Origin of the sequence: Nocardia sp. NPDC050697 (assembly GCF_040654395.1) — a bacterium.
GTDB lineage: Bacteria > Actinomycetota > Actinomycetes > Mycobacteriales > Mycobacteriaceae > Nocardia.
On record NZ_JBFAHY010000001.1, the window covers coordinates 890,143 to 902,165 of the forward strand.

9 protein-coding genes are annotated in these 12,023 nt (G+C 73.8%); 6 read left to right on the forward strand and 3 right to left on the reverse strand.

What is annotated here, in order from left to right; genetic code table 11:
- The first annotated feature begins 9 nt into the window (after nt 1-9).
- Nucleotides 10-975, forward strand: coding sequence for an ATP-binding cassette domain-containing protein (locus tag AB0H71_RS04455; RefSeq protein ID WP_357014744.1), 966 nt, complete (start codon nt 10-12; stop codon nt 973-975).
- Nucleotides 972-1,793, forward strand: coding sequence for an ABC transporter permease (locus tag AB0H71_RS04460; protein ID WP_357014746.1), 822 nt, complete (start codon nt 972-974; stop codon nt 1,791-1,793). The genes AB0H71_RS04455 and AB0H71_RS04460 overlap by 4 nt, the downstream gene beginning before the upstream one ends.
- A gap of 1 nt (nt 1,794) precedes the next feature.
- Here the strand turns inward: AB0H71_RS04460 and AB0H71_RS04465 are convergent, their stop codons facing one another.
- Nucleotides 1,795-3,951 carry a glycosyltransferase gene (locus AB0H71_RS04465; RefSeq protein ID WP_357014748.1) on the reverse strand — a complete coding sequence of 719 codons (2,157 nt, stop codon included), beginning with the start codon at nt 3,949-3,951 and terminating at the stop codon, nt 1,795-1,797.
- A 267-nt stretch (nt 3,952-4,218) separates the two neighbouring features.
- On the opposite strand from AB0H71_RS04465, the gene AB0H71_RS04470 reads away from it, so the two are divergent.
- From AB0H71_RS04470 to AB0H71_RS04480, 3 genes are all read left to right on the forward strand, one after another.
- A complete protein-coding gene (locus AB0H71_RS04470; protein WP_357014750.1) occupies nt 4,219-5,493 on the forward strand; it encodes a nucleotide disphospho-sugar-binding domain-containing protein in 1,275 nt (424 codons plus the stop codon).
- On the forward strand, nt 5,487-6,803 hold the full coding sequence (locus tag AB0H71_RS04475; protein WP_357014752.1) for a hypothetical protein: 1,317 nt from the start codon (nt 5,487-5,489) through the stop codon (nt 6,801-6,803). The genes AB0H71_RS04470 and AB0H71_RS04475 overlap by 7 nt, the downstream gene beginning before the upstream one ends.
- A gap of 65 nt (nt 6,804-6,868) precedes the next feature.
- The gene (locus AB0H71_RS04480; protein WP_357014754.1) at nt 6,869-8,191 is read left to right on the forward strand and encodes a hypothetical protein; all 1,323 of its coding nucleotides are present in this window, start codon (nt 6,869-6,871) and stop codon (nt 8,189-8,191) included.
- A gap of 3 nt (nt 8,192-8,194) precedes the next feature.
- Here the strand turns inward: AB0H71_RS04480 and AB0H71_RS04485 are convergent, their stop codons facing one another.
- Nucleotides 8,195-9,274: an AraC family transcriptional regulator gene (locus AB0H71_RS04485; RefSeq protein WP_357014756.1), complete on the reverse strand. Its 1,080-nt coding sequence runs from the start codon at nt 9,272-9,274 to the stop codon at nt 8,195-8,197.
- Between the two features lie 135 nt (nt 9,275-9,409).
- Here AB0H71_RS04485 and AB0H71_RS04490 point away from each other — a divergent pair, with 135 nt between their 5' ends.
- Nucleotides 9,410-10,309 (forward strand): acetaldehyde dehydrogenase, encoded by a 900-nt coding sequence (locus tag AB0H71_RS04490; protein ID WP_357014758.1) that lies wholly within the window; start codon nt 9,410-9,412, stop codon nt 10,307-10,309.
- Here the strand turns inward: AB0H71_RS04490 and AB0H71_RS04495 are convergent.
- The gene (locus tag AB0H71_RS04495; RefSeq protein ID WP_357014760.1) at nt 10,293-12,005 is read right to left on the reverse strand and encodes a DUF3556 domain-containing protein; all 1,713 of its coding nucleotides are present in this window, start codon (nt 12,003-12,005) and stop codon (nt 10,293-10,295) included. The two genes, AB0H71_RS04490 and AB0H71_RS04495, sit on opposite strands and share 17 nt — an antisense overlap.
- Nucleotides 12,006-12,023 lie beyond the last annotated feature (18 nt).

Below are 12,023 nucleotides of genomic sequence, written 5' to 3' on the forward strand. Positions count from 1 at the left end.
GGGGTAATCATGTCCGGGGACCCGGTTCCCGCCATCGAAACAACGGGACTGTCCAAATCTTTCGGCGCTTTCCGGGCCGTGGACGGTATCGACCTGACGGTCCCGGCCGGAAGTGTCTGTGCGGTACTCGGACCCAACGGCGCGGGCAAGACCACCATGGTCCGGATGATCGCGACGCTGCTGCGTCCGGACGCCGGGCACGCGGCGGTGTTCGGCTACGACGTGGTGCGCGAGGCCACCGCGGTGCGCGCGCTGATCGGGCTCACCGGGCAGTATGCCTCGGTGGACGAGGATCTCACCGCGCGGGAGAACCTCACCATCTTCGGCAGGCTGCTCGGCCGCTCCGGCCGCGAGGCCCAGCTCCGCGCCGACGCGCTGCTCGACGAATTCGGGCTCGCCGAGACGGGAAACCGCGCGCTCAAGCACTTCTCGGGCGGAATGCGGCGCCGCCTCGACCTGGCCGCCAGCCTGGTGGCGCGGCCGCCGCTGCTCTTCCTGGACGAGCCCACAACCGGACTCGATCCCCGAACCCGCGCGCAGATGTGGCAGACCGTCCGCGATCTGGTACGAGAGGGAACCACCGTCTTGCTGACGACGCAGTATCTGGACGAGGCCGACGAACTCGCCGACCGGATCGTGGTGATCGACCACGGCAGGCTGGTCGCCGACGGCACCGCCGACGAACTCAAGGCCGGAATCGGCACCGCCACCCTGACGTTGCGGGTGCCCGACCCCGACCTCACCGTCGCCATCGGCGTGGTGCACCGCTTCCTCGGCGACACCGCCGCGGTCTCCGCGGGCGAGGGCAGGCTGGCGGTGCCCGCCATGAACAATGCCCGGCTCCCCGAGCTGCTGATCGCGCTGCGCGACAGCGATGTCGAGGTGCTCGAGGTGGCGCTGGCCAAGCCCAGCCTGGACGAGGTCTTCTTCGCCATCACCGGCAGCAGGCGCCCCGCCGTCGCGGAGCCGGTGTGACCGCGGCGCCGCTCGCACCGGCGAGCGTCCCGCTCCGGCCCATCGTGCCCACCCGCATCTCGCTGCGCGCCTCGGTCGACCACGCGCTGGTCATGGCGCGCCGCGGGCTGCTCAAGATCCGGCACAACCCGCAGGAGCTCTTCGACGTCATCGCGCTGCCGGTGGTCTTCGCGGTCATGTTCTCCAGCATCTTCGGCGGCGCCATCGCCGGGACGGTGACCGGCTACCTGCCGACGCTGATCCCCGGCGTGCTGGTGCAGGTGGCGGTGGCCGCCTCGGTGGGCACCGGGGTGAAGCTGCGCGAGGACATGAACAAGGGCGTCTTCGACCGCTTCCGGTCGCTGCCCATCGCGCGGATCGCGCCGCTGGCCGGGTCGCTGCTCGCCGACATGGTGCGGTACGCGGTGGCCGCGGTCATGACGGTCTCGGTGGGGCTGGTGATGGGGTACCGCCCGGCCAGCCTGGCCGGACTGCTGGTGGCCTGCCTGCTGGTGATGGTGGTGGCCTTCGCGCTGAGCTGGATCTTCGCGCTGATGGGGGTGCTGATGGACAAACCGTCGACGGTGCAGGGGGTCTCGATGCTGGTGCTGATGCCGCTGACCTTCGTCTCCAACGCACTGGTCCCGGTGGACACCATGCCGGGCTGGATGCAGGCCTTCGCACACGTGAACCCGGTCTCGCACCTGGTCTCGGCGGTGCGCACGCTGGCCGACACCGGCCGGGCCAGCACCGAGATCGCGACCTCGCTGCTCGGCGCCGTGCTCGTGCTCGCGGTGATGGCCCCGCTCACCGTCCGGGTCTACATGCGCAAGGCATGAATCAGGGGGCGGGCCGGTCCTCGGTGCGGCGCAGCATGTTCCGCAGCCCGTAGGTGCCGGTGCGGCGATCGTAGGCGCGGATGAGCAGCAGCCGCGCCGCGTGCAGGACCACGATCGACGGCACGTAGACGAGCGCCGCACCGGCGGCCAGCCCCCAGCGCCGGTGCAGCAGCAGGGTGCGCGGCAGGCACGCCATGTATCGGACGAAGGCCGGGATCCCGGTCTCCATCCGGCGCGGCGCCACGCCGACGGTCAGGTTGTTCAGGAAGGCGTTGCGGCCGCCGATCTCGGTGACGCAGAGCCCCATGTCGACATCCTCGAAGACGTCGCGGCGCATGGCGACCGATTCGCGGATGGCGCCCCAGGTCTCGGCGCGCAGGATCATGTTCGAGCCGTAGAGCACCGGCACCTGCTTCACGCCGTCCGGATCGCGCTCGCGCAGCCGCTTCTTGGCCCGGCCCACCCGGTCGCCGTAGGGCAGGCCGTACGCCTCACCCCGCCCGCAGGCCGCGGCCCAGTGCCCGGCGGCGTCCGCGGCGAAGAACCGCACCACGGTGGCGGCCCAGTGCTCAGGGATCCTGGTGTCGGCATCGATCCGGGCCAGCAGCGCGCCGGTGGCGGTGTCCAGCCCGCGATTGCGCGCGTGCACCAGCCCCTGCCGCTCCTCGCGCACCAGCACGATCTGCGGGAACCGCTCCGCGTAGCCGCGTACGATATCGGCGGTCTTGTCGGTGGAGTTGTTGTCGACCACCACGATCTCGGTGATCGACCCGAGCTGGGCGGTGAGCCGGTCGAGGCACTCGCCGATCACCTCCTCCTCGTTGTACGCCGGTACGACCACCGACAGCGTGCCCGCCTGCACCGCATCCCCTCTCGATCGGCGGGTGGCCACCTCGGCCACCCGTTCGGCGATCCGCACCGCCCGCTCCGCCGCCACCGCGGGCGGGACGAGCGCCGCCGCCGCCCGCGCCGCCACCGCGGCCCGCTCCGGGCGCAGCACATCGACGAGCGCGGACTGTAGCCGCTCGGCCGTCAGCCCGGCGACCGGGACCGCCGTCCCCGCCCCGAGCGCGCGCAACCGCCGGCCCCAGAGCGGCTGGTCGGCGCCGTGCCAGCAGACCAGCGCCGGACGCCCCGCGCGCAACCCCGCCGCCACCGTCCCGGCCCCGCCGTGGTGCACCAGCGCGACGCAGCGCGGCAGCACCGCGGCGTGGTCGACGCTGCGCACCACCCGGATCCGGTCGCCGTGCGCCGCGAACTCGGTGCCGTCGAGGCCACCCCAGCCGGAGACCACCAGCACCCGCAGGCCGAGCTCGGCGGTGACTTCGGCCAGCGTGCGGGCCAGCGCCGCCGGGTCGGCGACCATCATGCTGCCGAAGCCGACGTAGAGCGGCGGTGGCCCGGCGGCGAGCCAGGCATCCAGCCCGTCGTCGGCGGGCGCGGGGTCGACGAGCGCGCGGGTGTCCGGCGCGAGGCCGAGGAAGCCGGTGAGCGGCCGGGCCGCGCCCCACTCCGCCGCGAGCCCGGGGAAGAGCAGCGGGTCGTAGGCCTGGATCTCCGGGACCCCGGTGCGCGCGATCCGGCGCGCCGCCGGGCCGACCGGCGCCGACAGCCCGAGATCGGCCGCGAGCGACCGCTCGGCCCCGCGAATACCCAGCCAGAGCAGCTGTTCCAGCCCGGACCAGCTGGCCCGGTGCACCGCGGGCGGCAGCCCGGCCGCGGGCAGCAGCGAGACCACCCCGTTGCGGCGCAGCGGGCAGTAATGGACCGGGAGGTATGGGATGTCGAGCGCGGTGGCCACGTTCAGCGCCCGCTCCTGCCCGGCGCTGCCGCCGATCAGCACGGTGGCGCCGTCGGCGATCTCGGCCAGCTCGCGCTGCGCGCGTCTGCCGTCGCGCAGCGTCAGCTCGGCGATGGCCCGCAGCCGGGTGCGCGGATTCGCCGACTTCAGCTGTTGCGCAACGAGTTCCGAGCCGAGCAGCGCGCCGGTGTCGGCGCCGGAGGGGTGCGTCTCCAGCCCGGCGGCCCGGCCGAAGCCGACCAGGTTCGGCGGCACCGCGAGCCGCACCGCGTGGCCCGCGCCCGCCAGCGCGACACCGAGCGCCACCGCGGGCTGCACATCGCCCCGGCTCCCGGCGAACGCGAGAACGAAAGTCATAAGGCCCTCCTGGCACCTCGGAACCGGGACGGAAGAACCGCCAGCGTAACCACGGCTCCGAGCGTGGAGCGCGGCGGGAACAGATCCCGGTGCTCCTTCTCACAGCCACCCATACGGGCGGACGGGCGGGACGAATCCACTCCTTCGGTCGCCATTCGCCCAGGTGAGCGCAGCCGGGCATGGCGCCGGTCACATCCGGCCAGCCACGCCGGGCGTCCGCGCCGAATACCCCCTACAGTGCGGTCGATCCGACAGCAGGGAGATCCGGTGAAGTTTCTGCTCGCGTTCAACGGGACCCGCGGCGACGTCCAGCCCGCCGTGGTCGCCGGCGCGGAACTGCAGCGGCGCGGACACGACGTGGTACTCGGCGTCCCGCCCAACCTGGTCGAGTTCGCCGCCGCGGCCGGGCTCGACGCGCACCCCTTCGGCTACGACACCAGGGCCCACATGAACTCCGAGCCGGTCAAGGCGGCGCTGCGCGGCGGCGGGCCGAGGCAGCGGCTGCGCGCCTTCGCCGAGGTGCGCGACCTGGGCTGGGCCCAGGCCGTGCGGGACATGGGCGCGCTCGCCGACGGCGCGGACGCCATCGTCACCGGCTTCGTCACCGAGCAGATCGGGCTCGCCTACGCCGATGCCCGCGGCATCCCCGGCGTCCTGCTCCAGCACGCCCCCATCCGCCCCAACCGCAGCACCTTCCCGGTCCCCGGCGTCTCGCCGGAGCTGCCCGGCCCGGTGAAGGCCGCGGGCTGGTGGGCCGCCGAGACCGCCATGTGGGCGCTGACCCGCACCCGGCAGAACGCACTGCGCCGCGCGCTCGGCGCCCCCGCCCGCGCACCGCGCTCCCCGCGCGGCGCCGCGGAGATCCAGGTCTACGACCCCGCGCTCTGCCCCGAGCTGGCGCGCGAGTGGGCGGGCACGAACCGCCCCTTCACCGGCTTCCTCGACCTGACCGCCGAGCAGCGCGCCCGCATCGGCACCGACACCGGCCCCGAACTGCTGGACTGGATCGAGCGCGGCGACCCGCCGCTCTACGTCGGCTTCGGCAGCATGCCGATCGCCGACCCCGCCGCCACCGTCGCCGCGGTGACCGCGGCCTGCGCGCACTTCGGGGCGCGGGCACTGATCAGCGGCGGCTGGCACGACCTCCCGGTCCCCGCGACCGAGACCGTGCGCCCGGTCGGCGCCGTCGACCACGCGCTGATCTTCCCGCGCTGCCGCGCCGTGCTGCACCACGGCGGCGCGGGCACCACGGCGGCCGCGCTGCGCGCCGGGGTGCCGAGCCTCATCGCCTGGATCGGCTCCGACCAGCCGTTCTGGGGTTCGGTCTGCGAGCGGTTCGGGGCGGGCGCCTCGATCCGGGCGCGGGACCTCACCACCGAGCTCCTGATCGACAAGCTCCGCACGGTGCTCGCCCCGCAGACCGCGGCGGGCGCCGCGGCGCTCGGCGCCCGGCTGCTCGGCCCCGGCGAGGCCCGCACCCGCTGCGCCGACGCGCTGGAGGCGAGCCTGTCCCGCACGGCGGCGGGGGCGGGCGCGTGGTGACGCTGCGCGCGGCCCGAATGCAGCCGGAGGACAGCACCTACTGGTTCGTCCGCGAGGCATTCGGCTGGTCGGTGGTGCTGCAGCTGGTCTGGCGCTTCCCGCGCCCCCCGGCGCCGGAGGCGCTGCGCGGCTTCGCCGCCGGGCTCGCCGACGGCGTGCTCTCCCGCCGCATCATCGTCCCGCGCACCCCGCTGGCCCGGCCGCGCTGGCAGCACGAGCCGCACCCCGCCGTCCTGCTCACCGACCCCGGCGCCATCCCCGCAGGCACCGTCGAGGCGTGGGCCGGAGCCGAAATGGACAGCACCCCGCTCGATCCCGAGCGCCGCCCCACCTGGCGGCTGCGCGGCACCGCGCTCGACGACGGCGGCTACGCGCTCTCGCTCACCACCCTGCACCTGGTCGCCGACGGCCGCACCATGGTCACCGCCGCGCTCGACGCGCTCGCGGGCACCGCCGCCGACCCGCTCCACCGCCGCCCCGAACCCCGCGCGCTCGCCGACACCGTCGACGGCATCGGCGTGCTCGGCGCCGCCGGTCGCGGCGTCGCCCGCGCGGCCGCCGCCGCCACCCGAACCCGCTCCGCCGCACCGGAGATCACCCGCGACCGCTCCCCCGCGCACGAACGCGCCCCGCTGGCCCGCCCCGCCTGGACCACCGTCACCGTCGCCGCCGAGGCCTGGGAGAAGGCGGCCCGCGCACATGGCGGCACCCCGAACACGCTCTTCGTCGCGGTGCTGGCCGGGGTGCTGCGCGCCGCGGGCTACACCGGGCCGCTCAAGCTCGGCATCCCGGTGAGCACCCGCGCCGACGGCGACGCCGAGCGCGGCAATGCCACCGCCGGGGTCTCGGTAGCGCTCGCCGGCGACCCCGCCCCGGGCGACGACCTCACCGCGCTGCGCCGCGCCTGCAAAGACGCCTTCACCCGCCTCGCGGCCGGAAACCGCACGCCGCTGGTGCATCTCACCCCGCTGCTCGGGCTGCTGCCGACGAAGGCCGTGGTGAAGGCGGTGAGCTCCGGCTCCGGCATGCCGGACGCCGTCGCCTCCAACCTCGGCGACTTCCCGGCCGAGCTGGCCCGCGTCGGCGACGTCACCGCGAGCGCCGTCGCCTTCCGCGGCACCGCCCAGGGCGTCGACCCCGCGCTCCCCTACCGCTTCGGCGACGGGGTGCAGTCCTGGCTGCTCCGGATCGGCGGCTCGATCACCTTCTCGGTCGCGGCATTCGACGAGCAACACTTCCCCGGCAGCACCCTGCGCACCCTGCTCGGGGCCGAACTCGACCGCTGGGGCGTGCCCCGGGTGCTGTGGTGAACCCCCGCGACCACCACTCGACCGGCGGAGATGCGATCCCGCCGCAGAGCCACTACCCTGCGGGAATGGACCGTGTTGCCGGAGCAGACGAGTCATACCTCCTCGCCGAACGGCTTTTCGGGATGTCGGCGCCGATCCAGTACGCCTGGATCTTCCCCGCCGAGCCCGATCCCGCCGCGCTGGCCCGATTCGGTGATCAGCTGGCCGCCGGGCTACTGAGCCGCAAGGTGGTTCCCGCGGTGGTGCCGTTCGCCAGGCACCGCTGGGTGCGCTCGCCGCACCCGCCGGTGCTGCGCATCGAACCGGAGCCGGTGCCGGACGCCGAGATCGGCGCCTGGGCCGACCGCACCCTGCGCACCGCCGACCTCGACCCCGCCGCCGGGCGCGGCTGGCAGCTCGTCGGCACCCACACGGTGTCCGGCAAATTCGTGCTCTCCCTGCTGATCTCGCACATGGTGACCGACGGCCAGGGCCTCTACAACGCCTTCGCCGCCGCGCACGCGGGCACCTCCATGAGCGGGCTGCCCACCGAGGACCAGGTGCGCGGCTGGCCCAGAGTCCGCGCCGACCTGAAGGATTCGCGCACCGCGCTCGCCGAGGCCGCCACCTCGGCCAAGGTGATCGGCACCGAGCTCTGGCGGCAGCGCAAGGCCGCCAAGCCGGCCGCCGCGCCGAAGGCAGCGCCGCGCTCCGGGACCGCCGAGTCCGGCTCCACCCTGGCCATCGTCGATGTCGACCGGCACGCCTGGACCGCCGCCGCGACCGCCGCGGGCGGCACCGGCGCCAGCCTCTTCACCGCGCTGCTCGGCGGCCTGGTGCGCCGCTCCGGCTACCCGCTCGCCCCCGACGGGCTGCTCAAGGTCTGCATCGCGGTGAGCAACCGGGAGGACGGCGACGACCGCGCCAATGCCTCCGGCGGCGTCTGGATCCGGGTGCCCGGCGAGATCGGCCCCGAGACCGGGCTCGCCGAGATCCGCGCGCTGAGCAAGCAGGCCTTCATCGAGTACCGCTCGCGCGACGACAAGCTCACCGAGAACCTGCAGCCGGTGGTCCGGCTGCTGCCCAAGGCGGTCATCCGCAGGCTCATGCGCGCCGTCCCCGGCCCGGACACCACCGTCTCCAACCTCGGCGCCGCGCCCGACAGCGCGCTGGAGATCGGCGGGCAGCGCGCCGAGTCCTTCGCCATTCGCGCCATCATGCAGGGGCAGTCCGCCGCCGAGCGGCGCAGGCAGGGCCCGGCCATCGCCGCCTGGGCGGTGGAGTACGACGACAAGCTCACGCTCACCTTCTTCGGCATCGACCCGGACCACTTCGGCGACGCCGAGCAGCTGCGCAAGGCGATCGCCGCCGAGCTCGACTCCTGGGGGCTGGCGGGCACGCACTGGTGAGGGTCAGCGCAGCCGGTGCCGCCGGGCGGCGAACTCCGCCCGCCACCGGGCCGGGGTGGTGCCGGTCCACCGCTTGTAGGCGTGGATGAAGCTGGCCGCCTCGGCGTAGCCGAGCCGCACCGCGATCTCCTCCACCGAGTCGGTGGTCTCCGCGAGCAGCCGGTCGGCCGTGGCGTGCCTGGCCTGGTCCAGCAGCACCCGGAAGCTGGTCCCCGCCGCGGCCAGCCTGCGGCGCAGCGTGCGCGGGCTGACGCTGGCCCGCGCCGCCAGATCCTCGAACGAGGGCACGCCGCCGCCCGCCGTGCTCAACCGGGTTCGGAGCTCGCGCGCCAGCGCCGCCGCGTGCGGGTCGCGGCGCCTGGCCTGCAGCGCCCGGCACTGCTCGAGGCAGCGGGCGTGGGTCTCGGCGTCGGCGTGCGGCAGCGGCCGGTCCAGCACCTCGACCGGGAAATCCACCGAGCTACCCGGCTGGCCGAAGCGCAGCGGGCGGCCCATGAGCCGCTCCAGCGCCGCGGCGTGCGCCGGCTCGGGGTAGGAGAGCCGCACCGCGCTCGGCAACTCCGCCGCGCCCGCCATCTCCGCGATCACCGAGAACCCGGCGAGCAGGTCGCGCTCGATGATCAGCGGACGCAGATCCTCCGGCAGCCCGTGGTCCAGGTAGTGCACCCGCAACAGCTCGTCGTCGACCTCGAGCCGCGCCCCACCGAAGGCATAGCTGAGCTCCCAGAACTCCACCGCCACCCGCAGCGCCGCCTCGACAGTCGCGCTGGTCAGGCAGGCGTAGCCGTACACCCCGAGTGTGCTCACCCCGTAGTAGCGGCCGAGCGCGAGGCCGAGTGCGGGTGGGTGATCCAACCCGGTCGCCAGGTTGCGCAGCGCCGTCAGCTCCTGCCTGGCCGAGACCAGCGAGTCCGGCCCGAGCAGCTCCGGCGTGCGCACCCCGGTGCCCGCGAGCACCGCGGCGGGCGAAAGCCCACGCTCCAGCGCGAACTCGACGATAATGGCGATGCCGAGCCCGGCGCGCGGGGTCTCGGCGGCGATTTCCCCGGATGCCCGGTACGGCCGCGGTCTTCCGGTCGGCATGAATCGCACCCTAGCGACTCTTCCGCAACCGAATGGCCGGTTTCATCAATTCCTTGTCCGGCACTATCCTTCTGCCCAGCTCCGGAGCGGCTTAGGTTCACCTGAGGTTCGAGGTGTCCCGGAGGAACAAACCGCATGCAGCCCACCAAGGTCGCCGTCATCGGCTCCGGTGCCGTCGGCACCGATCTGCTGATGAAGGTGCTGCACGGCGCCCCCGGGCTGGAGATGGCGGCCCTGATCGGCATCGACCCGGACTCCCCCGGGCTGGTGCGGGCCGCCGAGCTCGGTATCCCCACCTCGTCGCGCGGGCTGGCCGGGCTGCTCGCCATGCCGCACTTCGACGAGATCGCGCTGGTCTTCGACGCCACCACCGCGGGCGCGCACCGCGCCAACGTGACCGCGCTCGCCGAGCACGGCAAGCGGATCGTGCACCTGACCCAGTCCGCGCTCGGTGCCCGGGTGGTGCCCGGGGTGAACCTGGACGCGCACGTCGGCGCCGGGAACATCAATGTGCTCACCGGGAGCGCCCAGGCCACCGTCCCGCTCGTCGCCGCCATCGCCCGGATCACCCCGGTGCTGGAGGCCGCGGTCGCCGCCGTCGTCGCGGGCGGCCACGCCACCGCTATGACCAGGGACCGGATCGCCGCGCTCACCGACACCACCGCGCACGCCCTGACCACCGTCGGCGGCGCGCTGCGCGGCCGCGCCTCGCTCGACCTGGACCGCAGCGATCCGCCCCGCACCGCCGTCACGACGCTGCGCGCCGCCGTCGGCGAGCTCGACCGCCGCGGCCGCGCCGCCGTCGCCGCGGCCGTCCGGGAGGCGGCGAGCCGGGTCACCGGCTACTCCCCCGGCTTCCGGCTCACCGGGGAGGTCGAGATCGAGGAGGTCAGGGCCCGCACCCACGAGGTGACGGTCGGGGTGGAGCTCACCGGCGCGGGCGCGCACCTGCCCGTGCACGCGGGTGGCCTCGACCTCATGACCGCGGCGGCCGTCCGGATCGCGGAGCGGGTCGCGGTCAGCTCGGCGCGCTGAACGTCACGGTGACGGGAACGTCGTCCTGCCAGGGCTGGCGCGTCACCATGTCGGCCACGTTCACCTCGCCGCGCTCGAACTCGCCGGTGGCGGCATCGACCAGCCGGTAACTCTGGGTCTGCCGCTGGATCGGCTGCGCGTCGAGCAGCACCACCCGCACCTCGCCCGGCTCGAACCCGCAGCGCTCCTGCAGCGCCGCTATGAGCTGCTCGCCGTGCAGGTGCCCGTCGCCGAAGTTCCAGCCCAGCGCGGTGCTGCAGATCCGCTCCCCGTCGGTGATCACGTACTCGCCCTGCCGCCCCTCCGGCATGGCCCGGTGCACCAGCGTGAAGAGCGCGCGGCCGTGCGTGTTCATGGCGCGGAAGGCGTAGCCGAGGTATTGCAGGATCTCCGCCCTTCCCCCGCCGTAGGCCTTCTCCAGCTGCGCCTGCGGCATGGCCGCGATGGCGACCACATGCTCCCCGATCTTCGCCGCGCCCGACGGCTTGACGCACCACACCGTCGTATCCCAGTTCCCGGCGTAGTACCGCATCCCCGGCAGGAACGAGACGCGCCGCGGGAACAGATTCCCCGTGATCACCACCGCCGCGCTCACCGCGGGGAGCAGCAGCACCGCCGGATGCTCCAGGTCACCGAGCCCCACCCCGGCGTGCCCGACGAACAGCGTGACGATCCCGATGATCATGAACACGTTCCACTCCAGCGGCACCCCCATCGGAATCGCCGTCAGGATCACCAGGTGGAAACAGATCATGATCGCCGCCGCGACCGCGGTGACCCAGCTCCCCGTCGCGAAGAAGAGCACCACCGGCACCAGCAGCTCCACCGCCGTGCCGCCGTGCGCGAAGATCCGGGCGCGGCGCCCCGGCCGCAGATCGTCCGGGAAGTTCTCGAAGAACGACCGCTTGAGCCGCTTGGAGCGGACCATCGGGCTGTTCGACATCATGGTCGCCACCACGAACGGGAAGTGCTTGTTCAGCTTCGAGGTCGCGGCGCCCATCCAGATCACCACGAAGATCAACTTGGCGGCCACGATCAGATCGGCGCCGGCGAAGAGGAAGGTGACGGTGAGGGCTCCGTACACCTCGCCGCGGGCCGCGAGGAAGATCACCTTGTCGCGCAGCGCGAGTACCCCGAGCAGGGTCAGGATCAGCGCTATCTGCCAGACCGGCAGCAGTCCGACGCCGTACCCCGGGTCGGGGCGCGTGCCGTCGCTGCACAGCGCGATCACCACCGCGATCAGCAGCGCCGCGTACAGCGCCACATCCACCGGCGTCCGCGCCGTCCCCCCGGTCAGCGGGATGCGCGGCCACGGCGGCAGCCGGATCGTGCGCGGCCGCAGCCAATACAGGATCGACCCCATCGGCGGGTTGTAGCGATTGTTCAGCGGGCCGAAGCCGCAGCCGAGCCCGACCACCTCGAAGAGCAGGGTGAACAGGACGACCTTCTGGAAGACGATCGGCTCGGTCCACCACTGCGAGATCGGGCCGTCGATGCCCGCCGTCGACAGGGCGATCAGGTACAGCGCCAGCAGGTAGGCCAGGATCTTCCCGACGTAGAACAGGTGCAGCAGCACCGGCGTCCCGAACCCGACCTCGGCCCAGTGCCGTGCCATGGGGCGGATGCGCTCACTCCTGGACCCGGCGCGCCAGGTCTCCAGGTCGACGACCGGCAGGTCGGGGGTGCGAAAACCCATCAGGAACCTCCGCGTCGC